The sequence below is a fragment of the Blastocatellia bacterium genome, from assembly GCA_035275065.1.
Lineage (GTDB): Bacteria > Acidobacteriota > Blastocatellia > UBA7656 > UBA7656 > DATENM01.
In genome coordinates, this window is sequence record DATENM010000128.1 from 1 (window position 1) to 1,194 (window position 1,194).

General features: G+C 57.0%; 1 protein-coding gene. It reads right to left on the reverse strand.

The window, feature by feature from the left end; genetic code table 11:
• On the reverse strand, positions 1 to 1,094 hold a 1,094-nt coding region (locus VJ464_24160; protein HKQ08242.1), incomplete at its 3' end, for an IS481 family transposase.
• Positions 1,095 to 1,194 lie beyond the last annotated feature (100 nt).

Consider the following 1,194-nt stretch of genomic DNA (forward strand, 5'->3'; position numbering starts at 1 on the left):
GTGCTCCTGCCGGTGCGAACCTCGATTTCGCGCACTGTCATATGACGGAAGGTCACCAACAACTTTCCGTCAAGCTCATCTACACGTACATACTCCGTAGCCAGTGCTTCACTGACAAAGTATGTTTGCTGCCGGTAATAGAGTAAGCCTTGCGTGTTGAGGCGTTTGACCATTCCCCCGGTATATTCCCATGCCCGCGGTTGCTCTTGATAAATACGCAGGTTCACGGCCTGGTAAACCTCGCCGGGTGTCTTCATCCCCAACGCTTCATGCGGACGTTCATAGTTGTATTCCTGGCGAAACTCCTGCGCCCAACGCTCCCATTCACCCATCGTTGTCGGTGCTCCCCGATGTTTTGTGCGCCCTTTCAAAGTTTGATGAAACCGCTCCACTTTGCCTTGCGTCTGCGGATGGCCCACGCCCGAGTACCGCAACACTACTCCTTGCTTGAGCAGCCAGACTGACACCCATGTCAAACCATGGGCATTCGTAGTACTGAACCAGGGCGTGCCATGGTCCACCAGGATCGAAAGCGGCACCCCATGCTCGCGAAATTGGCCTTCTAACGACTGCTTGACGCCAGCACCCCCAGTACTGTTCAGGGGCCACAGCCCGTGTAAATAACGACTGCAATCATCCAACAGTGAGAGCGGATAACACTTTTCCGCCGGCAGGGTGTATTCACCCTTGAAATCCATTTGCGCCAATTCATTACATTGCTCTCGGGCAAACCGAGTCCACGTCTTGTTTACCTCCGGCTTTACCACTCGACCAGCGCGCTTCAGGATCCGTTGCGCCGTGGCCGGAGCCACCGCCAGCCCGCGCCTGGCCAGCACCTTCGCAATCTTGGGCCCACCCCAGCCTTTCTCATCTCGCACCGCCAGCACCGCTGTCGCGATCACTGCCGCCGTGCGCCGCGGTGACTGCAGCGGCCGCCGCGAATGTTCCGCCAACCCGTTTACACTCCCCACTTCCCGATAACGCTGCAGCCATAAATAACCAGTCGGCCGGCTGATTCCATACTCCCGACACAGCACCGCCAGCGTCTCTTCTCCGTCACGCGCGCGCAGCACAAACTCCACTCGTTCATCCATGACGCTCTTAGTTCTCCAAGGCATCGGCAGCTCCTCCCGGCGCTGCAGACTACCTCATCAACTGTAAAGGATGTCATGATAACGATCTGTAAAGGATGTC